The sequence below is a fragment of the Pseudomonas saponiphila genome, from assembly GCF_900105185.1.
GTDB classification, from domain to species: Bacteria; Pseudomonadota; Gammaproteobacteria; order Pseudomonadales; family Pseudomonadaceae; genus Aquipseudomonas; species Aquipseudomonas saponiphila.
Window position 1 is genome coordinate 65377 of record NZ_FNTJ01000002.1, and the last position, 21451, is coordinate 86827.

Genomic DNA, 21451 nt, shown 5'->3' on the forward strand with positions numbered 1-21451 from the left:
ACTCAGCCAGACCGACGCCAGCTAACCGCTCCTGACGAAACATCCCCCCGCGCAGGCTGCCGCACTGCATTCGTCACGGCGACTGCATCAGTGCATGGGTCACCAGGGTCTAAGCAGAAAGCTTGCCAGCTCGGGAAAAATCAGTGATTTCAGTCCTTTGCCCGGCACTGACGGCGAATGCCGGAAAACCAGGCCCGGGATACGCACAAAAACAGTGCGTCAGCGCCCGGCCGGATGCGCGAAAAACGTGCAACCCAGGCTCGCCTGGAGCGTCGCGACTGCGTGATACACTGCGGGCCGACTGCAATTCAGGACTCTCCCATGCTCGCGCCCAAAGACCTTCTCGACGCCCTGAGCGGCCACGCCTCGCGTTTGCTCAGCGGTGAAACGCCCCTGCCCCGCAATGAAATCGAAAGCCAATTCAAGGCCCTGCTGCAAAGCGGCTTCAGCAAGCTCGACCTGGTCAGCCGGGAAGAATTCGACAGCCAGATGGTGGTCCTGGCCCGCACCCGCGCACGCCTGGAAAGCCTCGAAGCCAAAGTGGCGGAGCTGGAAGCCCGGCTGAATCCGGCACAAGACTGAACCGCTGGTTCGCCGGCAAGCCGGCTCCTGCAGCCCCGTACCGCAGGAGCCGACTGACCAGCCAAGGCCGCAGCACCGGCGACATATCCTGTGCCCATTCAGGCGCCTCTCCCGCCAATCCCCTCATCTATCCTTGCAGCAGCACCGCAGGTAGCGGTTCCGCTGTTTCAAGGAAGAACTCCCCATGTCCCTGGCGATCATCCACAGCCGCGCCCAAGTCGGCGTGCAGGCACCCGCCGTCAGCGTTGAAGTGCACCTGGCCAATGGCCTGCCAAGCCTGACCCTGGTGGGCCTGCCGGAAACCGCAGTCAAGGAAAGCAAGGACCGGGTGCGCAGCGCCATTCTCAATGCCGGGTTCAATTTCCCCGCGCGCCGCATCACCCTCAACCTGGCACCGGCGGACCTGCCCAAGGATGGCGGGCGCTTCGACCTGGCCATCGCCCTGGGCATTCTCGCCGCCAGCGTGCAGGTGCCGGCCCTGGCCCTGGACAACATCGAATGCCTGGGAGAACTGGCGCTGTCCGGGGCGGTAAGGGCGGTGCGCGGCGTGCTCCCCGCCGCGCTGGCGGCACGCGACGCCGGGCGCACCCTGCTGGTGCCCCGCGCCAATGCCGAAGAAGCCTGCCTGGCCAGTGGCCTGGAGGTGATCGCGGTCGAGCATCTGCTGGAAGCCGTGGCTCATTTCAATGGCCACGCACCGATAGCGCCTTACATCAGCGACGGCCTGACACAGAGCCACTCCCCCTACCCCGATCTTCGCGAAGTGCAGGGCCAGCTCGCCGCCAAGCGCGCCTTGCTGATCGCCGCGGCCGGTGCCCACAACCTGCTGTTCAGCGGCCCGCCAGGTACCGGCAAGACCCTGCTGGCCAGCCGTCTGCCGGGCCTGCTGCCACCGTTGCAGGAGGACGAGGCCCTGGAAGTGGCGGCGATTCAATCGGTGACCAGCCACACGCCCCTGCGCCACTGGCCCCAACGGCCGTTTCGTCAGCCTCACCATTCGGCTTCGGGGGCGGCGCTGGTCGGGGGCGGCTCCAAACCTCAACCCGGAGAAATCACCCTGGCCCATCACGGCGTGCTGTTTCTCGATGAGCTACCGGAGTTCGATCGCAAGGTGCTGGAGGTCCTGCGCGAGCCCATGGAGTCCGGACAGATCATCATCTCCCGGGCCCGCGACCGGGTGCAGTTCCCCGCACGCTTCCAACTGGTCGCGGCGATGAACCCCTGCCCCTGTGGATATCTTGGCGAACCCAGCGGACGCTGCCGCTGCACGCCGGAACAGATCCAGCGCTATCGCAACAAGTTGTCCGGCCCGCTGCTCGATCGCATCGACCTGCACCTGACCGTGGCCCGCGAAGCCACCGCCCTCAACCCCACGCCACAACCGGGCAACGACAGCGCCGGGGCTGCCGCTAAAGTCGCCCGGGCACGCCAGCTGCAAGGCCAGCGCCAGGGCTGTGCCAATGCCTTTCTCGACCTGCCCGGCCTGCGGCGCCATTGCCAGTTATCCACAGCCGACGAGCACTGGCTGGAAGCGGCCTGCGAACGCTTGAACCTGTCGTTGCGCGCCGCTCACCGCCTGCTCAAGGTGGCCAGGACCCTGGCCGATCTGGAGCAGGTGGCAAGCATCAGTCGCAACCATCTGGCCGAGGCGCTGCAGTATCGTCCCGGCGCCGATTGAAGGCTCACTCCTTGGACAGATCCACCAGCGGCGTTGGCCGCACTTCGGTCTGACGCCCCTGCTGGATCTGACTGACACGATTCAAGGCGTCGTCCACCGCGACCTTGTCCGCCAACAGGCTGTAGCGAATCTGAAACTCCCGCTGCTCCTTGGGACCAATAGTCGGCACCAGGTTCAATGGACGCTGATAACGACGGTTGTAGGAAAAACTGGTACCCGGCTCCAACCCGGTCACATAGCCCTGGCCCTGGGTGTCGGTGTTTTTCCACAGCGAAAACACCGGCAACTGCCGGGTGTTGAAGCCCAGCGATACGCCGAGGCTGCCCGCCTTGTTGTGCAGCACCGCCAGGGTCTCGCCCTGGGCATCGGCATAAGGCACCACGTTGTACACGGTTTCGTCATAGTCGCGGGTCGGGCCGCGGTAGGTCTGCCAATCCCCCAGGTCGGCCTTGGCCTTGTCGTTGAACGGCGACACCTGCTTCACCGGCGCGGCGAATTTCGCCCCCTGTTCAAGAAACGGGGTGCTGAAGTTGCTGTGGTACAGCGCCTGATATTCCTTCGCATAGTCGCCGTTGTTGGTCAGGCGATCATTGAGGGTGAAGCGGGTGCTGCCGGGCTCGGTGACCAGCTCGGTGGCCACGCTGAAGTCGACCTTCTTGAACGCCTGCTCCTTGAGCTCGCCTCGCAGATGAATCGCATAGGGCGGCTGCTCATCGATGTGCAGGGTGACCTTGCTGGCGGGAATATTCGCGGCGCGGCCATGCAGGGTCAGCAACTCGCCATTGTCCATGCCCGGGTGCCCGACCCACTCGTAACCGCAGCGGGTCACCAGCTCGTTGAACCCCTCCAGCCAGCCCAGGCCGCCCCGGCCATTGAGCTCGATGAACGCCGGGTTGACCACCTCCTTGACGGGTGAGTCCCAGCCCAGGCGCACATCGCCCACCGACGCCTGCAACACGTTCATGCCCCGGGTCGGCACCACCGAAAGCTTCATCACACCGTTGTCGATGTCGATGATGCTCACCCCTTCCTGGCGGCCGCCATGCAAGGTGCGCAAGGTCACGGAGAAGGGTTGCGCAGTCTTCAACCCCAACTGCTCACTGGTGATATGCAGGTTTTCAGCGGCCTTGTCGGTGTCGAGCAGCACATAGTCCCAGGCCATGGCGTGGGAGGCGGCGGTCAGCGCGCCGAGGGTGACCAGCAGTTTGAGGGATGTCATGGAAAGGATGCCTTTATTGGAGTTGTGCGGTTTTTATAGCGCTGAAGAATCGTTTCAGCAAGCTACAAATCCGCGATTGACCGCACAACTCCGTCAGCGCCCGGCCATCCCTTTCAGCCTTCGAACCCCAGCAGCAGGCCTGCCACTTCCATGACCTCCTGCAACGCTGCCCGAGCAGCTTCGGGGGAAGCTCGCAGCAGCAGGTCATCGGCGTAACCCATGGTCTGGGCAAACAGCTGCCGGGCCGCGCGCTGGGGGCTGGCGCAGTGAAACACCCCAGTCTCGACTCCATCGGCAATGATGCCTGCCAGCATTGCCTGCCACTGCCCATTGATCTTCAGGTAAGTCTCGGCCAGCTCGGCGTCGTGCATGGCTTCATCCCAGGCATCGAGCCACAAGGCCCAGCCGTCTTCGGCACAATCGGGCAGGCAGTCACGGATGAATCCTTGCAAAGCGTCCATCGGCGCCGCACCGCGCAGGGGCCCGCCCACCGCCTCCAGTTGTTCATTGGCGAAATGGACGAAAGCCTCGCGGCGCAACTCCTTCCAGTCACTGAAGTAGTGATAGACGTGGCTGCGGGACAGGCCGGCATGCTCGGCCAGGTCCCGGGTGGAAACCTCGGCGAAACCCTTGCTGCGGAATAATTCCAGGGCGGCCTGGATGATCTGGTCTTTACGGTCGTTACGCGACATGGGCAATCGGGCCTCTTGGCGCCGAGATGGACGGCGCTTGCATTTTGAGCGATCGCTCAAAGATAATTGAGCAGTCGCTCAATATTAACTCCAATCATTCTTGTGGTGCACTCATGCCCGCCGTCACCCCACTCATTGCCGTGGATCCCAGGCAGAAAATCGGCCAACAGTCCGCTGGCCAGACCCTCAAAGCCATCGCCAGGGCCTACCCGGGCAAGCTGTTCGGCACCTTGTCCCTGGTGGCCCTGGAGAACGCCCTGTTGCTGGCCTATCCGCTGTTCGCCGGCTTCGCGGTGGACTCGATCCTGCGCGGCGACAACGCCCATGCGCTGGTCTACGCCCTGGTGGTGCTGGGCTTCTGGGTAGTGGGCGCGGCGCGGCGGGCAGTGGACACCCGTACCTTCACCCGCATCTACGCGGATCTGGCGGTACCGGTGATCCTCAATCAGCGCCTGCAACAGCAGGACACATCAACCGCTGCGGCGCGGGTGGTGCTGGCCCGGGAGTTCGTCGACTTCTTCGAAAAGCACGTGCCGACCATCGCCACGGCTCTGGTGTCGATCGTCGGCGCCGCGGTGATGCTGCTGGTGATCGAACCCTGGATCGGCCTCGCCTGCCTCGCGGCGCTGTTGTTGTGCGTGACCCTGCTGCCGCGCTTTGCCCGACGCAACCAGCAACTGCACGAACGCCTGAACAACCGGCTGGAAAAGGAAGTCGGCCTGGTGGCCAAGGTCGGTGCCGTCTCGCTACAGCGCCACTATCGCCTGCTGTCGCGGCTGCGCATCGGCCTCTCGGACCGGGAAGCGACAGCCTATCTCTTGCTTGGCGCGGTCGCGGCGCTGTTGTTCGTCATCGCCATCAGCCAGCTGGCGCTGGCGCCCGAGGTCAAGGCCGGCCACGTGTATGCGGTGATGACCTACCTGTGGACCTTCGTCAGCAGCGTCGATGAGGCACCCACTATGGTCGACCAGCTGGCGCGCCTGCGGGATATCGGCAAGCGCGTGGATCCGGGGCTCGCCGAGTCCGCCGAGCCTCGGTAAGACTCGACGCCCGACTCAGCGGAAGCGGTCGACCTCCTGGCGCAGGTCAGCGGCCAGGGTTTCCAGCTCACGGGCGGTGAGCGCCAGGTTGGACACCACTTCACGCTGCTCGCTGTTGGCCTGGGCAATGCTCTGCAGGTTGCTGCTGAGCACCGTGGCAGTGCTGCTCTGTTCCTGAGTCGCGGTGGTGATGGCAGCGAACTGCTCGCCGGCGCTGCGGCTTTGCTCGTCGATCAGGGCCAGGGCCGAGGCGACATTGGCGTTGCGCGACAAGCCCTCCTGCATCAAGCGGTTGCCCTGTTCCATGGTTTCGATGGCGTTGCCGGTTTCCTGCTGGATGCTGTTGATCATCTGCGAAATTTCATCAGTAGCCTCGCGGGTGCGCGACGCCAGGTTGCGCACCTCATCGGCGACCACGGCAAAGCCGCGCCCCTGCTCGCCGGCACGCGCGGCCTCGATGGCAGCGTTGAGGGCCAGCAGGTTGGTCTGATCGGCAATGGCGGTGATCACCCCGACAATCCCGCCAATCTCCTGGGAGCGCTGGCCCAGGGTATTGATCACCGTGGCCGTGCTGTTGAGGGCCCCAGCAATCTGCTCCAGGGACGCCGAAGCCTGCTGCATGGATTCGAGGCCGATATGGGTCTGCTCGGCGTTGTCCTGAGCCAGACGCTGGGTGCTGCCCATGTTGTCGGCAATGTTCAGTGAAGTGGCGCTGAACTCCTCCACCGCCCCGGCCATGCTGGTGATCTCGCCGGACTGTTGCTCCATGCCTTCATAGGCGCCGCTGGACAGACCGGACAAAGCCTGGGCCCGGCCATTGACCTCGGCGGCGGAACGGCGAATGTGCTCGACCATGGTCGACAGGGCTTCGCCCATCTGGTTGAAGCTGCGGGCCAGCTGGCCGATTTCGTCGTGGCTGGAGACATTCAGCCGCGCGCTCAGGTCGCCGCCGCCCAGAGCCTGGGCCTGGCGCACCAGATCGCTCAAGGGCGCCAGCTTGCTGCGCAGCAGCCAGACCGTGGCCCCCACCGCCAGCAGCATCGCCAGCAGGCTGCCGATCACCAGGCGAAGCCCCACGCTCCAGGTCACCGCGCGGATCTCGGCCTTGGGCATGCTGGCCACCACCGACCAGGGGCCACCGGCAAAGGGTACCGCCAGGCTGTAGAAATCCTCGCCCTGATCGCTCCAGAAGCGGCCCTTGCCCGGCTCTTTCGCTGCTGTGGCCATGACCTGCGCGGCCTGATCCAGATCCTGCACACCGGCTGGCGGCACCAGCCATTTGTTCTGCTCGTCCAGCAGGGCCAGGGAACCGCTCTGGCCGATGCGAAAACGCTTGAGATTGGCGAACTGGGCATTCTGCGCATCGGTGTAGTCGAAACCGACGAACAGTACCGCGATGACCTTGCCGGCATGATCCATGACCGGGGTGTACTGGGTCATGTAGAAGCGTTCGAAGAGCAAGGCGCGACCGACATAGCCCTGGCCCGCCATGAGTTTCTGATAGGCCGGGTGGGCATGATCGAGCAGGGTGCCGATGGCCCGACTGCCGTCCTGCTTGCTCAAGGAGGTGCTGACCCGGATGAAGTCATCGCCGCTGCGCACGAACAGGGTCGCCACCCCGGCGGTCATCTGCTTGAACTCGTCCACTTCCTCGAAGTTGTTGTTCAGCACCACGTCCCCCAACTGCAGGCCCGGGGTCTGGACCCCGGCCACGCTCACCGGTTGCTCGGGATGCAGGCTCAGGCCGCTGCTGAAGCGGTTTTCGAACAGGCCGCTGAGGCGTTGGGTGCTCTCGCGCAGGCTGCCGTGGAAGGTGTTGAGCTGGTCGGCCAGCAGACGCGCTTCACTGGCCAGATGCTCCTCCCGCGTATCGAGGTTCGCCGAATCCAGCGAGCGCAGGGCAAACAGAGTGCTGCCGCTGATCACCAGGGCAAGTATCAGGGCAAGGGCAAGCCCTAGCTGAGAGGCTATCCGGGCACGGGGTTGGGACATGATGGCTCCTTGCCGAGAAGGCGGATCATCCTGATCGGTCAGCACGCTCGGCGGTAATAATTCTAGGATTTTTAGTAATTTAGGACCTTCCTGAACGCTGGTTCCATAACCCAAGGCTTCGGCGGAGCTCGTCGATACTTGAGCGGATTGCAAGGATATCTGCCCGTGCCCGCCGGCCAGGCACTGCATCGTTTCAGCCGAGGCGCTCTACCTCGGGCAATTGCATGGCCTGGACCTCGCCCTGGAGAAAATCGCTGAGACGCCGCAAACGTTCACCCCCGGGCCGGGTCTTGGGCCACACCAGATAGTAATTCAGGCCACTGGCCACCGCTGTCGGCCAGGGCAGGCTCAGGCGGCCCTGGGCCACATCCTCGGCCACCATCAGCAAATCGCCCATGGACACGCCATAGCCCCGCGCCGCCGCGATCATCCCCAGCTCCAGGGTGTCGAACACCTGCCCGCCCTTGAGCGACACCTGATCGGTAAGCCCCATGTGCTCCAGCCAGCTGCGCCAGTCACGGCGGTCCGGCGTGGGGTGCAAGAGCTCGGTGGCGGCCAGCCGCGCCACATCCCAGGGCTGGTCGTTAAGCAGGTTCGGCGCCCCCACCGGGATCAACAGCTCGGGGAACAGGTAGCTGGCTTCCCAGTCCGGAGGAAAGTGGCCATTGCTCAGCAACACCGCGCAGTCGAAGGGTTCCTGATTGAAATCCACCGAGTCCACGTCCATCCAGGCACTGGTGAGCTGTACCTCGTTGCCCGGCTGCAGGTGGCGGAAGCGGCTGAGCCGTGCCAGCAGCCAGCGCATGGTCAGGGTCGAGGGCGCCTTCATGCGCAGGATGTCGTCTTCGGCCCGCAAGGTATTGCAGGCCCGCTCCAGGGCGCCGAAGCCTTCGCGGATCCCCGGCAACAACAGGCGCGCCGCCTCGGTCAGTTGCAGGTTGCGCCCGCTGCGCTGGAACAGCCGACAGGCGAAGTGATCCTCCAGGGTACGGATATGCCGGCTGACCGCGCTTTGGGTAATCGACAGTTCTTCGGCGGCACGGGTGAACGAGCTGTGGCGTGCCGCCGCTTCAAAGGCACGCAAGGCATACAGAGGAGGCAAACGACGAGACATGGATGTGCTCCGGAAAACACCAGCGCGCCAGGCTGGCAGAAAATGGCTTCGCATGAGTTTTTATCATGCCAGCAAGTATTTTTATCCTTTTGTGCTATGCGCTGTAAGCGCCGAGAATCAGCGCTCTCCCCGAATTTTCGAGAATCGAGCCTGATGACCATGCAGCATCCAGCACGCACCGAACTCTGGGCCATCCTGCGGTTGGCAGGGCCGTTGATCGCCTCGCAACTGGCGCACATGCTGATGGTCCTCACCGACACCCTGATGATGGCCCGCATCAGCCCCGAGGCCCTGGCCGGCGGCAGCCTGGGGGCAGCCAGCTATTCCTTTATCTCGATCTTCTGCATCGGCGTGATTGCCGCCGTGGGCACGCTGGTAGCGATTCGCCAGGGCGCCGGCGACATCCAAGGTGTCGCACGTCTGACCCAGGCCGGCCTGTGGCTGGCCTGGCTGATGGCCCTGGTGGCGGGACTGCTGCTGTGGAACCTCAAACCGCTGCTGTTGCTGTTCGGTCAGACCCCGAGCAACGTCCAGGCTGCCAGCCAGTTCCTGCTGATCCTGCCATTCGCCCTGCCCGGCTACCTGAGTTTCATGGCCCTGCGCGGTTTTACCAGCGCCATCGGCCGGGCAACTCCGGTGATGGTCATCAGCCTGGCGGGGACCGTGGCCAACTTCCTGCTCAACTACGCGCTGATCACCGGCATGTTCGGCCTGCCAAAACTGGGATTGGTGGGGATCGGCCTGGTGACCGCCATCGTCGCCAACTGCATGGCCCTGGCCCTGGCCTGGCACATCAAGCGCCATCCGGCCTATGCCGCTTACCCGCTGCGCCGGGGCCTGGCCCGCTTGAATACCCAGTACCTGAGGGAGCTGTGGCGCCTGGGCCTGCCCATTGGCGGCACCTATGCCGTGGAATCCGGGTTATTCGCCTTTGCCGCGCTGTGCATGGGCACCATGGGCAGCACCCAGTTGGCGGCGCACCAGATCGCCCTACAGATCGTGTCGATGGCGTTCATGGTTCCAGCGGGCATCTCCTACGCCATCACCATGCGCATCGGCCAGCATTACGGTGCCGGGCAACTGCCCGATGCGCGGCTGGCCGGGCGGGTGGGCATCGCCTTCGGCGCGGTGGCGATGCTCGGGTTCGCCATGGTCTTCTGGCTGCTGCCAAACCAGTTGATCGGACTGTTCCTCGACCACAACGACCCGGCATTCGCCGAGGTGATCCGGCTGGCGGTGAATTTGCTGGCGGTGGCGGCCTGGTTCGAGCTGTTCGATGGCACCCAGACCATCGCCATGGGCGCGATTCGCGGCCTCAAGGACGCCAAGACCACCTTCCTGGTGGGGTTGGGCTGCTACTGGCTGATCGGCGCGCCTGCGGCCTGGCTGATGGCCTTTACCCTGGCCTGGGGACCGACCGGTGTCTGGTGGGGACTGGCTCTGGGCCTGGCCTGTGCGGCCATTAGCCTGACCCTGGCGTTCGAATGGCGGATGCACCGCATGATCAAGCGCGAGCCCCGAGTCGCGACCGTGAGCCTGTCGGCCGGCGCGACGGAGTGACAGGCGCCGCTCACCGTCGGCCACGGCGGTGAGCGGCGTCTCAGGCGCTGCCGTCCTGCAACGACTGCAGGCTGCTGCCAAAGGTCAGGTAGTCCATCAGTTGCGCCAGGGGCAACGGCTTGCTGATCAGGTAGCCCTGGACCTGATCGCAGCCAAAGCCCCGCAGCAACGCCAGTTGCTCTGCGGTTTCCACGCCTTCGGCCACCACATCCAGGTTGAGGTTGTGGGCCAGGTTGATCATGGCGTGCACCAGCTTGCGGTTCTCCTCCCGCTGCTCCATGCCGCCGACAAAGCTCCGGTCGACCTTGAGCAGGGTGATCGGCAGGCTGTTGAGGTGAACGAAAGAGGAGAACCCGGTGCCGAAGTCGTCCAGGGAAAAACGCACCCCCAGGCGCCCGAGGGCATCCATGGTCTGTTTCACCAAGTCACTGCGGCGCATCACGGCGGTTTCCGTCAGCTCGAACTCCAGCCACTGGGCCTCGACGCCGCGCTCGGTAATCAGCCGGCTCAGGGTCGAGAGCAACTGACTGTCCTGGAACTGGCGGAACGACAGGTTGACCGCCATGTGCAGCGGCGGCAGCCCGCGCTCGCGCAGGGCCTGCATGTCCCGCAGGGCACGGGAAATCACCCAGTAGCCCAGGGGCACGATCAGCCCGCTCTGCTCGGCCAGGGGCACGAACTCGCTGGGTGGCAGCAAGCCGCGCTCGCCGTGGCGCCAGCGCACCAGGGCTTCTAGGCCGACGATCTTGCCATCGTGCAGGTTCAACCGGGGCTGGTAATGCAGCTCCAGTTCGTCACGGCGCAAGGCCCGGCGCAGTTCGCTTTCCAGGTCGGCGAGGCTACGGGCGTTGCGGTTGATCCGCTCGTTGAAGATATGAAAGGTGCAGCCCTGGGTGCTCTTGGCCTGCTGCATGGCGATATGCGCATGCCACATCAACGGGTCGGCGCCAGCATTGGCCCGGGCATGGGCGATTCCCAGGCTGCAGCCGATCAACAGGCTTTCACCGTCGACCCAGTAAGGCTCGGCCATGGCTTCGGTGATGCGTTCGGCCATCCACTCGGCACGCTGGGGCGCACGGCGGGTGTCGATGAGCAAGGCGAATTCGTCGCTGCCCAGGCGGGCCAGTTGATCACCGGCCTCCAACTGACTCTTGAGCCGCGAAACCACCTGCAGGATCAGCCGGTCGCCGGCCTGATGACCGAGAGCGTCGTTGGCGTGGCGAAAGTTGTCCAGGTCCAGATGGCCCAGGGCCAGGCCGCGACCGTCGTTTTCCGCCAGACGCGCAGCCAGCAGGGTCTGGAAACCCTGGCGGTTGGCGATGCCGGTCAGGGGGTCCTGCTCGGCCAGGCGCTGCAGGGTCGTTTCCAGCACGCCGCGTTCGCGCACGTGGCGCAGGCAACGGCGCAAGGCATCGGTGCTCAGGCAGGAACCCACCAACCAGTCGCTGACGCCCACCGGGGCCACTTCGGGCTCCTGGTCCAGCAACAGGATGGTCGGCAGGCTGCAACGCCCGGGACCGGGCTGCAGTTGCGCAATGGTCAACAGGACCGCATGGCGATCATCTTCAAACAAACGGCTGACCGACTCCCAGTTGGGAGCACTGATCAATACCACCGAGTCTCCCAACGGAGCGACACACTCACGCAACAACGCTGTCCACACAGGCTCTTCGGCCAGTAGCAGCAAACGCAAGGGTTCGACAGGCTTAGACAAGCTAGCTCCCTAGACTCTGCAAAATAAGTTGGCGGCGGGCATTATGGCGCGCAAATAAGCAATAACAAATGATATTGATTATCATGCGCAATTTCTTGTACCGCTCTAACTCGAACATTAGGCGCATATTCAGCGAGCATCCTGAGGGAAAGTATCAAAACCGGCAAATTTAGATCGCGTTATGCGTCACAAGTCGGAGACAGCAGCAGAATCCGTCCAGCCTGTTAAAATGCCCGCCCTTTTCGCAACCGATCTCCTTTTACTGTCATGTCCCGACTCAATCCCCGGCAGCAAGAAGCCGTGAACTATGTCGGCGGCCCTCTTTTGGTGCTCGCCGGTGCTGGCTCCGGCAAGACCAGCGTGATCACCCGCAAGATTGCCCACCTGATCCAGAACTGCGGTATCCGCGCCCAGTACATCGTCGCCATGACCTTTACCAACAAGGCCGCGCGAGAAATGAAGGAACGGGTCGGCACCCTGCTGCGCGCCGGCGAAGGCCGCGGCCTGACGGTGTCGACCTTCCACAACCTGGGCCTGAACATCATCCGCAAGGAGCATGCGCGGCTGGGCTACAAACCGGGCTTCTCGATCTTCGACGAAACCGACGTCAAGGCCCTGATGACCGACATCATGCAGAAGGAGTATTCCGGGGACGACGGCGTCGACGAGATCAAGAACATGATCGGCGCGTGGAAGAACGACCTGATCCTGCCCGCCCAAGCCCTGGAAAATGCCCGCAACCCCAAGGAACAGACCGCGGCCATCGTCTACACCCACTACCAGCGCACGCTCAAGGCGTTCAACGCGGTGGACTTCGACGACCTGATCCTGCTGCCGGTGAAGCTGTTCGAAGAACACGCCGACATCCTGGAAAAATGGCAGAACAAGGTGCGCTACCTGCTGGTGGACGAATACCAGGACACCAACGCCAGCCAGTACCTGCTGGTGAAAATGCTCATCGGCAAGCGCAACCAGTTCACCGTGGTGGGCGACGACGACCAGTCGATCTACGCCTGGCGCGGCGCGCGGCCGGAAAACCTGATGCTGCTCAAGGAGGACTACCCGTCCCTGAAAGTGGTGATGCTGGAGCAGAACTACCGCTCCACCAGCCGCATCCTGCGCTGCGCCAACGTGCTGATCTCGAACAATCCCCACGAGTTCGAAAAGCAGCTGTGGAGCGAAATGGGCCACGGCGACGAGATCCGCGTGATCCGCTGCCGCAACGAAGATGCCGAGGCCGAGCGAGTGGCCATGGAGATCCTCAGCCTGCACTTGCGCACCGACCGGCCCTACAGCGATTTCGCCATTCTTTACCGGGGCAACTACCAGGCCAAGCTGATCGAACTCAAGCTGCAGCACCATCAGGTGCCCTATCGCCTGTCCGGCGGCAACAGCTTCTTCGGACGCCAGGAAGTCAAGGACCTGATGGCCTACTTCCGCCTGATCGTGAACCCGGACGATGACAACGCCTTCCTGCGGGTGATCAACGTGCCGCGCCGGGAAATCGGCTCCACGACCCTGGAAAAACTCGGCAACTACGCCACCGAGCGCAAGATCTCGATGTATGCCGCCACCGATGAGATCGGCCTGGGCGAACACCTGGACAGCCGCTTCACCGATCGCCTGGCGCGCTTCAAGCGCTTCATGGACCGGGTCCGTGAACAATGCGCCGGCGAAGACCCGATCTCCGCCCTGCGCAGCATGGTCATGGACATCGACTACGAGAACTGGCTGCGCACCAACAGCTCCAGCGACAAGGCCGCGGACTACCGGATGGGCAACGTCTGGTTCCTGATCGAGGCCTTGAAGAACACCCTGGAAAAAGACGAAGACGGCGAAATGACCGTCGAGGACGCCATCGGCAAGCTGGTCCTGCGGGACATGCTGGAACGCCAGCAGGAAGAGGAAGAAGGCGCCGAGGGTGTTCAGATGATGACCTTGCATGCCTCCAAGGGCCTGGAATTTCCCTACGTGTTCATCATGGGCATGGAAGAGGAAATCCTTCCCCACCGCTCCAGCATCGAAGCCGACACCATCGAGGAAGAACGGCGCCTGGCCTACGTGGGCATCACCCGCGCGCGCCAGACCCTGGCCTTCACCTTTGCCGCCAAGCGCAAGCAGTACGGTGAAATCATCGACTGCGCGCCCAGCCGCTTCCTCGATGAACTGCCCCCGGACGATCTCGCCTGGGAAGGCAACGACGACACGCCGACCGAAGTCAAAGCCGTTCGCGGCAATAGCGCTTTGGCGGATATACGCGCGATGTTAAAGCGCTAAAATCGACTATTTTTAACTGACCTTTGGCGCAACAGGCGCTATTTGAGGAAGCTCCGTGGAAGCACTGCACAAGAAAATTCGCGAAGAAGGCATCGTGCTTTCCGATCAAGTACTGAAAGTCGACGCCTTTCTGAACCATCAGATCGATCCGCAGTTGATGAAGCTGATCGGCGACGAATTCGCCACGCTGTTCAAGGATTCGGGCATCACCAAGATCGTCACCATCGAAGCCTCGGGGATTGCCCCGGCCATCATGACCGGCCTCAATCTGGGCGTACCGGTGATCTTCGCCCGCAAGCACCAGTCCCTGACCCTGACCGAGAACCTGCTGTCGGCCACCGTGTACTCCTTCACCAAACAGGTGGAAAGCACCGTGGCCATCTCGCCGCGGCACCTGACCAGCAGCGACCGCGTGCTGATCATCGACGACTTCCTGGCCAACGGTAAGGCGTCCCAGGCGCTGATCTCGATCATCAAGCAGGCCGGCGCCACCGTGGCCGGCCTGGGCATCGTGATCGAGAAGTCCTTCCAGGGTGGCCGCGCCGAACTGGACGCCCAAGGCTACCGCGTGGAATCCCTGGCCCGGGTCAAATCCCTGGCTGGCGGCGTGGTCACCTTCATCGAATAACCCCACCCGCAGGAGCCGGCTTGGTGCAGGAGCCGGCCTGTGTAGGAGCTGGCTTGTGTAGGAGCTGGCTTGTGTAGGAGCTGGCTTGCCAGCGAAGGCGCCCTTCAGAGCAATGCAAGACTTGATGGCCCATTCGCCGGCAAGCCGGCTCCTACGACAACGTGGGTGCCGTGGCCTGCAGCCCTGCCAGCAGGAACCGCTGATACAGCTCCTCACGCAGTCCATCGGGCTGCTCCAGCTCCATGCGTTCAAGATGCGCTGCAAATGCCTCAGGCTCCGGCGCATCGAGAGCCGCCTTGCCCAGTTCGAGGATCTCGCTGAGCTTGAACTTGCTCTTGAGCCAGTTCAGCGCCCGCAACAGATCACGCTCCTCGTCGCTGAAGTCGCTGCCCAGCGGATACTCCGGAAACAGCTGGTGGTGACGCGCCTGAATCCTCTGCAGACGCTGTGGGCTGTTGTCGGTAAAACGCGGATCCAGGCAAAAATCCTTCGGCAGCTTGCCGGCTTTCTGCGCCTGCTCCAGCAACCCGGGCTGAAAGCGTGAATCGCTGATATTGAGCAGCGCCTCAATCACCTGCGCGTCCGTCTTGCCCCGCAGATCGGCGATGCCGTACTCGGTGATCACGATGTCCCGCAGATGCCGGGGAATGGTGCAGTGCCCATACTCCCAGACGATGTTGGAACTTACCTCCCCGCCCGACTCGCGCCAGCTGCGCAGGATCAGCACCGAACGGGCATCCGCCAGGGCATGGCCCTGGGCAACGAAGTTGTATTGCCCGCCGACACCGCTCAGCACCTTCCCGCCCTGCAACTGATCGGACACGGCGGCGCCCATCAGGGTCATGGTGAAGGCACTGTTGATGAACCGCGCATCCCGGCGTTGCAGGCGCTTGAGCTCTTCATCGCCATACAGCTCGTTGATGAAACTGATGGCGGTCATGTTGAACTCCGCCAGCTTGGGCTTGGGCAGCTCTCGCAGACGCTGATAGAAACTGCGCGGCCCGAGGAAGAATCCGCCGTGGATCGAAACCCCGCCAGGCGCCCCAAGGTCCAGGGTGCCGGCGTTGGCTTGCCGTTGCAGCTCCAGCGTCGGGTAGACCTTGCGCCGCACAATCCCGGCATCCGCCAGGGCCAGCAGGCCATTGACGAACATTTCACTGCAACCATAGAGCCCCTGGGCAAAGGGCTGGACACCGCCTTCGCGGTCGATCAGTGCCTGCCAATGATCCACCTGCAGATCCGCCAGCAGGGCGCGATACCCCTGGTTGTCGGCCTGCCGCGCCAGCAAGGCTGCGGTCAGCGCGTCACCCATGGAGCCAATGCCGATCTGCAAGGTGCCACCGTCGCGCACCAGGGTGCTGGCATGCAGGCCGATGCAGTGATCCTGGACGCTCACCGGCATGTTCGGCGTGGAGAACAGGGTGCTGCGCTCCTCCTCGTCGATCAGCAGGTCGAGGTCCGCGGCGTCGATTTCGCAGTCCCCCGGCATGTAAGGCAGGTCGCTGTGGACCTGGCCGAGGATCAGGATGGTTTCCCCCGCCGCACGGCGCTTGGCAATCATCGGCAGCAGGTCGAGGGTGATGTCCGGGTTGCAGCTCAGGCTCAAGCGTTCGGGGTGCTGCGGATCACGGGCCAGCAGTTGCGCCACCAGGTTCAGGCCGGCGGCATTGATGTCGCGGGCGGCGTGGCTGTAGTTGCTGCTGACGTAATCTTGCTGCGCCGGGTCGCTGTGCAAAAGGCTGCCGGGCTGCATGAAGAACTGCTGGACCCGAACGTTCGCCGGCAGGCTGGCGCGACGCAGGTCGGCGAGAAAGTCCAGTTCCGGGTAGTCGCCGAACACCCGATCGACAAAAGGCTCGAGAAAGCGCTTCTGCAAACCATCGCCCAGGGATGGCCGACCCAGGCTCAGGGCGGTGTAGATCGTCAGTTGGCGTTCCGGCAACCGGGCAATGCGCCGGTACAGGGCGTTGACGAAGCGATTGGGTTTGCCCAGCCCCAGGGGCATGCCCAGGTGAATGTGCGGCGGCAAACGGGCAAGCACTTCATCCACCGCATGCTCGATAGAACAGGATTGCAGCATCTGACCCTCCAGGGACTGTCCATGTGTTGAGGTTGGACCGAGCTTGCCGGGAGTTTGCTGCATTGAACAGTGCGTCGAGCGAATTGCGCCCACAAAAAAGCCGCTCGTAAGCGGCTTTTTCGATGAAGATGGCGGCTTATTTCAGACCGGACATCTTCTGGATTGCACCTTTGAGCTCGTCATCGGAGCAATCGGCGCAGGTGCCTTTAGGCGGCATGGCGTTGATCCCGGTGATGGCCTTGGCCAGGATGCCGTCGAGGCCGCCCTGGTGATCGGCGCGCTCTTTCCAGGCCGCGGTGTCACCGATTTTCGGTGCGCCCAACAGGCCAGTGCCGTGGCAGGCGTTGCAGTGCTTGGCAATCACGTCATCCGGGGACTTCGCGCCACCACCACCGCCCGCAGAGGCGGCCACTTCCATACCCTTGCATTCCTGCCCCTGGACGCAGACCTGGCCGACAGGCTCAAGACGCTTGGCAATGTCGTCATTAGTCGCAGCTTGAGCGCTGACTGCCCAAAGGGCCAATACGGTTGCTGGTGCGGCCAGCATTTTCATAATTAGGTTCACGCGTACACCCTCAATGGTGGCTAGTCACGCCTGCGGCCACGGTTTCGCAGGCGGGCGAAAGTATAACGGTTAGCCCGCCACACTGAAACAACCCCAAAGTCGAAGGGGTCTTATTCGCGGCAAAATGTCGCTGGGGCTTTACGGCAAGCCTTGCAGGACGCCCCTTGAGCTAGAAGTTCGCCGGAGTGGCTGCGCTGATTAGTCGCGCCGGAACATCGAACGGATTACGGAAACGATGTGGCTTCGTACTCTCAAAGTAGTAGCTGTCACCGGCTTCGAGGACAAAAGTTTCCAGCCCTACCACCAGCTCCAGGCGGCCTTCGAGAAGAATGCCGGTTTCCTCGCCATCGTGGGTGAGCATCTCTTCGCCGGTGTCGGCACCCGGCGGATAGATTTCATTGAGGAAGGCGATGGCGCGGCTCGGATGAGCCCGACCCACCAGCTTCATGGTGACCGCGCCATCGGAGATGTCGATCAGTTCATGAGCCTTGTAGACGATCTGAGAAGGCGTTTCCTGGAGGATTTCCTCGGAAAAGAATTCGACCATGGACATGGGAATGCCACCCAGCACCTTTCGCAGCGAGCTGATCGAAGGACTGACGCTGTTCTTTTCGATCATTGAAATGGTGCTGTTGGTGACGCCCGCACGCTTGGCGAGCTCACGCTGGGAAAGACCTTTCAGTTTACGGATGGATTGCAGTCGTTCACCGACGTCCAATGCGGCAGCCTCCTAGGCGGGAATCAGGCGTTGTTGTAATTGAGCGTTATCATGGCGACAGCGTTCAGTATTTACAACACTTGCTCCCGATTCCCCTAAAGGCAGGCGACTTTCGGTACAGGCCGCGTAATCTCAGCCTTCGCAGTACACCAGGGGCACCCGGCGCAGGTTGCAGAACAGCTGATAAGGAATGGTTTCGGCAGCCAGCGCGACCTCGCTGGCAAGGATGTTCTTGCCCCACAATTCCACCCTGGAACCCAGCCCGGCCTGCGGCACATCCGTCAGGTCGACACACAGCATGTCCATGGAGACGCGGCCCAGCAGGCGGCTGCGTTGGCCCTCCACCAGCACCGGCGTGCCGGTCGGCGCATGCCGCGGATAGCCGTCGGCGTAGCCCATGGCGACCACGCCGATGCGCATCGGCTTGTCGGTGACGAACTTGGCGCCGTAGCCCACCGGCTCGCCGGCGGGCAGCTCACGCACGCAGATCACCTTGGATTCCAGGGTCATGACCGGCTGCAGCCGCTCGGCCACGGAGTTGTTTTCTTCGAACGGCGTGGCGCCATAAAGCATGATGCCGGGACGCACCCAGTCACTGGGCACGCTCGGCCAGCCCATGACCGCCGGCGAGTTGCGCAAGCTGATTTCAGCCCCCAGCCCCTGACGAGCCGCTTCGAATACCACGACCTGCTCGCTGCTGCGCGGGCAGTCCAGCTCGTCAGCGCGGGCAAAGTGGCTCATCAGCACGATCTTCTCGACCTTGCCGCTGGCCTGCAGGCGCTGGTAGGCGCCCTGATAGTCCTTGGGATGCAGACCGACCCGGTGCATGCCCGAATCCAGCTTGAGCCAGACCGTCAGCGGCTTGGCCACGGCGGTCTGCTCGATCGCTTCCAGCTGCCACAGGGAATGCACCACGCACCACAAATCATGCTCGACGATCAGCGCCAACTCGGAGGCTTCGAAGAAACCTTCCAGCAGCAGGATCGGCGCACCAATACCGGCGGCGCGCAGTTCCAGGGCCTCTTCGATGCAGGCCACGGCAAAGCCGTCGGCCTCGCCCTCCAGTGCCTGGGCGCAACGCACGGCGCCATGACCGTAGGCATCGGCCTTGATCACCGCCAGGGCGCGGACACCCGAGACTTCACGGGCCAGTTGGTAGTTGTGACGCAGGGCTTGGAGATCGATCAGGGCACGGGCAGGACGCATGGCGGCAGACTTCTAGGCGGTCATGGGGGAATAAAAAACCGGTGCTGGATGACGGTGAACGCCACCGGCACCGGGAGAGGGATCTTGTCGTTTAAGGCAGAGCGGCGACGACCGACAGCTCAACCAGGATTTCCGGCTCGCAGAGCTTGGCTTCGACGGTGGCCCGGGCCGGTGCCACGCCTTTTGGCAGCCACTGGTCCCAGACACTGTTCATGCCGGCGAAGTGGGCATCGATGTCCTTCAGGTAGATGGTCACCGACAGCAGCTTGCTCTTGTCGGTGCCCGCCAGATCCAGCAGACGCTCGATGTTGGCCAGGGTTTCCCGGGTTTGCTGTTCGATCCCGGCACTCATGTCATCGCCGACCTGCCCGGACAGATACACCGTACCGCTGTGAACGACGATCTGACTCATGCGCTCATTGGTGAGCTGGCGCTGGATTGACATGTTTAGCTGACTCCTGAGGGTTGCCATAACGGGAAATATCGAGGCCTTCGGCGCTGATCTGCGGCTTTTTCTTGGCCATCAGATCCGCCAGCAGACGACCGGAACCGCAAGCCATGGTCCAGCCAAGGGTGCCGTGACCGGTGTTGAGGAACAGGTTCTTGAACGACGTCGCGCCAACAATCGGCGTGCCGTCCGGCGTGGTCGGACGCAGGCCGGTCCAGAAACTGGCCTCGGCCAGATTGCCGCCCCGAGGATAGAGATCGTTGACGATCATCTCCAGCGTTTCACGCCGGCGCGGGTTCAGCGACAGGTCAAAACCGGCGATCTCAGCCATACCGCCAACACGGATGCGGTTGTCGAAACGGGTGATCGCGACCTTGTAGGTCTCGTCGAGGATGGTCGAAGTCGGGGCCATGGCCGGATTGGTGATCGGCACGGTCAGGGAGTACCCCTTGAGCGGGTACACCGGAGCCTTGATGCCCAGCGGCTTGAGCAGTTGCGGCGAGTAGCTGCCCAGGGCCAGCACGTAGCGATCGGCGGTTTCCAGCTTGCCGTCGATCCACACGCCGTTGATCCGGTCACCGGCGAAGTCGAGGCGCTGGATGTCCTGGCCAAAACGGAATTCCACACCCAGCTTGGCGGCCATTTCCGCCAGGCGCGTGGTGAAGATCTGGCAGTCGCCGGTCTGGTCGTTGGGCAGGCGCAGAGCGCCGGCGAGGATGTCGGTGACGCTGGCCAGGGCCGGTTCGACCCGGGCAATGCCGTCACGATCCAGTAACTCGAATGGCACGCCGGACTCCTTGAGCACGGCGATGTCCTTGGCTGCGCCATCCAGTTGCGCCTGGGTACGGAACAGCTGGGTGGTGCCCAGGCTGCGGCCTTCGTAGGCGATGCCGGTTTCCGCCCGCAGTTCGTCGAGGCAATCGCGGCTGTACTCGGACAGACGCACCATGCGCTCCTTGTTCACGGCATAGCGGCTGGCAGTGCAGTTGCGCAGCATCTGCGCCATCCACAGGTATTGATCGATATCGGCGGTGGCCTTGATCGCCAGCGGCGCGTGGCGTTGCAACAGCCACTTGATGGCCTTGAGCGGCACGCCTGGAGCAGCCCAGGGTGAGGCATAGCCAGGCGATACCTGACCGGCGTTGGCGAAACTGGTTTCCATGGCTGCAGCCGGCTGGCGGTCCACCACTGTCACTTCAAACCCGGCCCGGGCCAGGTAATAGGCACTGGTAGTTCCGATAACGCCACTGCCCAAGACCAGAACGCGCATTTTCATTTCCCTCATCGCGGCATGACCGCTGACGTTTGTTATTCAGAGCAAAGATGGGCGCAGTGTAAGAAACATTGAGCAGTGATTTTCACTATATAACCGCCTATATTTGGCGAGAATTCTCGGCAATATCGCTTTTCACGGAGGGGCATCCCCTATGCGCACCAATCATCAGACTCGTCGTGCCCTGGACAAGATAGATCGCAATATCCTGCGGATTCTCCAGGCCGATGGACGCATCTCCTTCACCGAGCTGGGAGAGCGGGTCGGACTGTCCACCACCCCCTGCACCGAGCGCGTGCGCCGCCTGGAACGCGAGGGAATCATCATGGGCTACAACGCCCGGCTCAATCCGCAGCACCTCAAGGGCAGCCTGCTGGTGTTTGTCGAGATCAGCCTGGACTACAAGTCCGGCGATACCTTCGAGGAATTTCGCCGAGCGGTGCTGAAGCTGCCCCACGTGCTGGAGTGCCATCTGGTGTCCGGCGACTTCGACTACCTGGTCAAGGCGCGAATCTCGGAGATGGCGTCCTATCGCAAGCTGCTGGGGGACATCCTGCTCAAGCTGCCCCACGTGCGGGAATCCAAGAGCTACATCGTCATGGAAGAAGTGAAGGAAAGCCTGAGCCTGCCGATTCCGGATTGAGTCGAGGCGGAGCCAGGCGCTG

Annotated in this window: 18 protein-coding genes; 7 read left to right on the forward strand and 11 right to left on the reverse strand. The window is 63.1% G+C overall.

What is annotated here, in order from left to right; genetic code table 11:
* Positions 1-321 precede the first annotated feature (321 nt).
* Both BLV47_RS22185 and BLV47_RS22190 read left to right on the forward strand, forming a co-directional pair.
* Positions 322-582: an accessory factor UbiK family protein gene (locus BLV47_RS22185; RefSeq protein ID WP_092317536.1), complete on the forward strand. Its 261-nt coding sequence runs from the start codon at positions 322-324 to the stop codon at positions 580-582.
* Between the two features lie 184 nt (positions 583-766).
* A complete protein-coding gene (locus tag BLV47_RS22190; RefSeq protein WP_092317539.1) occupies positions 767-2260 on the forward strand; it encodes a YifB family Mg chelatase-like AAA ATPase in 1494 nt (497 codons plus the stop codon).
* Positions 2261-2264: 4 nt separating this feature from the next.
* Here BLV47_RS22190 and BLV47_RS22195 read toward each other — a convergent pair whose 3' ends face one another.
* Positions 2265-3479, reverse strand: a complete 1215-nt coding sequence (locus BLV47_RS22195; protein ID WP_092317542.1) for an aldose 1-epimerase family protein — start codon at positions 3477-3479, stop codon at positions 2265-2267.
* A 113-nt stretch (positions 3480-3592) separates the two neighbouring features.
* Positions 3593-4171 (reverse strand): TetR/AcrR family transcriptional regulator, encoded by a 579-nt coding sequence (locus BLV47_RS22200; protein ID WP_092317545.1) that lies wholly within the window; start codon positions 4169-4171, stop codon positions 3593-3595.
* A 113-nt stretch (positions 4172-4284) separates the two neighbouring features.
* Here BLV47_RS22200 and BLV47_RS22205 point away from each other — a divergent pair, with 113 nt between their 5' ends.
* Positions 4285-5211 (forward strand): ABC transporter six-transmembrane domain-containing protein, encoded by a 927-nt coding sequence (locus tag BLV47_RS22205; protein WP_425272182.1) that lies wholly within the window; start codon positions 4285-4287, stop codon positions 5209-5211.
* Positions 5212-5226: 15 nt separating this feature from the next.
* Here the strand turns inward: BLV47_RS22205 and BLV47_RS22210 are convergent, their stop codons facing one another.
* Positions 5227-7203 carry a methyl-accepting chemotaxis protein gene (locus BLV47_RS22210; RefSeq protein WP_092317551.1) on the reverse strand — a complete coding sequence of 659 codons (1977 nt, stop codon included), beginning with the start codon at positions 7201-7203 and terminating at the stop codon, positions 5227-5229.
* A gap of 193 nt (positions 7204-7396) precedes the next feature.
* Positions 7397-8317, reverse strand: coding sequence for a LysR substrate-binding domain-containing protein (locus BLV47_RS22215; protein WP_092317554.1), 921 nt, complete (start codon positions 8315-8317; stop codon positions 7397-7399).
* 159 nt (positions 8318-8476) lie between these two features.
* Here BLV47_RS22215 and BLV47_RS22220 point away from each other — a divergent pair, with 159 nt between their 5' ends.
* Positions 8477-9877, forward strand: a complete 1401-nt coding sequence (locus BLV47_RS22220; protein WP_208605324.1) for a NorM family multidrug efflux MATE transporter — start codon at positions 8477-8479, stop codon at positions 9875-9877.
* Between the two features lie 40 nt (positions 9878-9917).
* Here BLV47_RS22220 and BLV47_RS22225 read toward each other — a convergent pair whose 3' ends face one another.
* Positions 9918-11591 (reverse strand): putative bifunctional diguanylate cyclase/phosphodiesterase, encoded by a 1674-nt coding sequence (locus tag BLV47_RS22225; RefSeq protein ID WP_092317560.1) that lies wholly within the window; start codon positions 11589-11591, stop codon positions 9918-9920.
* 267 nt (positions 11592-11858) lie between these two features.
* Here BLV47_RS22225 and rep point away from each other — a divergent pair, with 267 nt between their 5' ends.
* Together rep and BLV47_RS22235 are read left to right on the forward strand one after the other, a co-directional pair.
* Positions 11859-13868, forward strand: coding sequence for a DNA helicase Rep (gene rep, locus BLV47_RS22230; protein WP_092317563.1), 2010 nt, complete (start codon positions 11859-11861; stop codon positions 13866-13868).
* Positions 13869-13923: 55 nt separating this feature from the next.
* Complete coding sequence (locus BLV47_RS22235) at positions 13924-14496, forward strand: xanthine phosphoribosyltransferase (RefSeq protein ID WP_016968070.1); 573 nt, start codon at positions 13924-13926, stop codon at positions 14494-14496.
* A 151-nt stretch (positions 14497-14647) separates the two neighbouring features.
* Here the strand turns inward: BLV47_RS22235 and BLV47_RS22240 are convergent, their stop codons facing one another.
* The 6 genes from BLV47_RS22240 to dadA form a co-directional block, all read right to left on the reverse strand.
* A complete protein-coding gene (locus BLV47_RS22240) occupies positions 14648-16576 on the reverse strand; it encodes an acetyl-CoA hydrolase/transferase C-terminal domain-containing protein (protein WP_092317566.1) in 1929 nt (642 codons plus the stop codon).
* Positions 16577-16712: 136 nt separating this feature from the next.
* Complete coding sequence (locus BLV47_RS22245) at positions 16713-17129, reverse strand: c-type cytochrome (RefSeq protein ID WP_011064205.1); 417 nt, start codon at positions 17127-17129, stop codon at positions 16713-16715.
* 181 nt (positions 17130-17310) lie between these two features.
* Positions 17311-17859 carry a cupin domain-containing protein gene (locus BLV47_RS22250; protein WP_015637462.1) on the reverse strand — a complete coding sequence of 183 codons (549 nt, stop codon included), beginning with the start codon at positions 17857-17859 and terminating at the stop codon, positions 17311-17313.
* A 132-nt stretch (positions 17860-17991) separates the two neighbouring features.
* Positions 17992-19065: an alanine racemase gene (alr, locus tag BLV47_RS22255; RefSeq protein WP_092317569.1), complete on the reverse strand. Its 1074-nt coding sequence runs from the start codon at positions 19063-19065 to the stop codon at positions 17992-17994.
* 91 nt (positions 19066-19156) lie between these two features.
* Positions 19157-19510, reverse strand: coding sequence for a RidA family protein (locus BLV47_RS22260; protein WP_092317572.1), 354 nt, complete (start codon positions 19508-19510; stop codon positions 19157-19159).
* On the reverse strand, positions 19482-20783 hold the full coding sequence (gene dadA, locus BLV47_RS22265; RefSeq protein WP_092317575.1) for a D-amino acid dehydrogenase: 1302 nt from the start codon (positions 20781-20783) through the stop codon (positions 19482-19484). The genes BLV47_RS22260 and dadA overlap by 29 nt, the downstream gene beginning before the upstream one ends.
* A gap of 157 nt (positions 20784-20940) precedes the next feature.
* Here dadA and BLV47_RS22270 point away from each other — a divergent pair, with 157 nt between their 5' ends.
* Positions 20941-21429 carry an Lrp/AsnC ligand binding domain-containing protein gene (locus tag BLV47_RS22270; RefSeq protein ID WP_011064210.1) on the forward strand — a complete coding sequence of 163 codons (489 nt, stop codon included), beginning with the start codon at positions 20941-20943 and terminating at the stop codon, positions 21427-21429.
* The last annotated feature ends 22 nt before the right edge of the window (positions 21430-21451 follow it).

Bases quoted from the DNA above. Each gene is read 5' to 3' on its own strand.
- BLV47_RS22240 (WP_092317566.1), bottom strand. From the start codon at position 16,576: ATGCTGCAATCCTGTTCTATCGAGCATGCGGTGGATGAAGTGCTTGCC.
- BLV47_RS22220 (WP_208605324.1), top strand. From the start codon at position 8,477: ATGCAGCATCCAGCACGCACCGAACTCTGGGCCATCCTGCGGTTGGCA.
- BLV47_RS22200 (WP_092317545.1), bottom strand. From the start codon at position 4,171: ATGTCGCGTAACGACCGTAAAGACCAGATCATCCAGGCCGCCCTGGAA.
- BLV47_RS22210 (WP_092317551.1), bottom strand. From the start codon at position 7,203: ATGTCCCAACCCCGTGCCCGGATAGCCTCTCAGCTAGGGCTTGCCCTT.
- BLV47_RS22245 (WP_011064205.1), bottom strand. From the start codon at position 17,129: ATGAAAATGCTGGCCGCACCAGCAACCGTATTGGCCCTTTGGGCAGTC.
- BLV47_RS22260 (WP_092317572.1), bottom strand. From the start codon at position 19,510: ATGTCAATCCAGCGCCAGCTCACCAATGAGCGCATGAGTCAGATCGTC.
- dadA (WP_092317575.1), bottom strand. From the start codon at position 20,783: ATGCGCGTTCTGGTCTTGGGCAGTGGCGTTATCGGAACTACCAGTGCC.
- BLV47_RS22185 (WP_092317536.1), top strand. From the start codon at position 322: ATGCTCGCGCCCAAAGACCTTCTCGACGCCCTGAGCGGCCACGCCTCG.
- BLV47_RS22195 (WP_092317542.1), bottom strand. From the start codon at position 3,479: ATGACATCCCTCAAACTGCTGGTCACCCTCGGCGCGCTGACCGCCGCC.
- rep (WP_092317563.1), top strand. From the start codon at position 11,859: ATGTCCCGACTCAATCCCCGGCAGCAAGAAGCCGTGAACTATGTCGGC.
- BLV47_RS22205 (WP_425272182.1), top strand. From the start codon at position 4,285: ATGCCCGCCGTCACCCCACTCATTGCCGTGGATCCCAGGCAGAAAATC.
- alr (WP_092317569.1), bottom strand. From the start codon at position 19,065: ATGCGTCCTGCCCGTGCCCTGATCGATCTCCAAGCCCTGCGTCACAAC.
- BLV47_RS22270 (WP_011064210.1), top strand. From the start codon at position 20,941: ATGCGCACCAATCATCAGACTCGTCGTGCCCTGGACAAGATAGATCGC.
- BLV47_RS22215 (WP_092317554.1), bottom strand. From the start codon at position 8,317: ATGTCTCGTCGTTTGCCTCCTCTGTATGCCTTGCGTGCCTTTGAAGCG.
- BLV47_RS22190 (WP_092317539.1), top strand. From the start codon at position 767: ATGTCCCTGGCGATCATCCACAGCCGCGCCCAAGTCGGCGTGCAGGCA.